Origin of the sequence: Burkholderia sp. SIMBA_051 (assembly GCF_046534915.1) — a bacterium.
GTDB lineage: Bacteria > Pseudomonadota > Gammaproteobacteria > Burkholderiales > Burkholderiaceae > Burkholderia > Burkholderia ambifaria.
Window position 1 is genome coordinate 1 of sequence record NZ_JAWRXS010000728.1, and the last position, 244, is coordinate 244.

A 244-nucleotide genomic window follows, 5' to 3' on the forward strand; every position below is an offset into this window, starting at 1 on the left:
GCACGACACGCGTACTATGGCGCGCTCTCATATGTCGATGCGCAATTCGGCGCGATTCTCGACACGCTGAAAGCAACCGGCCTCGCCGACGATACGATCGTCATCGTCACATCGGATCACGGCGAAATGCTCGGTGAACGCGGGCTCTGGTACAAGATGACATGTTTTGAAGGTGGCGTGCGCGTGCCGCTGATCGTGCATGCGCCAAAGCACTATCGTGCGCATCGCGTGGCTGCATCCGTCT

At 59.0% G+C, this 244-nt stretch carries 1 protein-coding gene; it reads left to right on the forward strand.

The genetic code is table 11. The features are described from left to right. Positions 1-244, forward strand: a 244-nt coding sequence (locus tag SB771_RS36370) for a sulfatase-like hydrolase/transferase (protein WP_410722207.1), incomplete at both ends; no start/stop codon positions are given.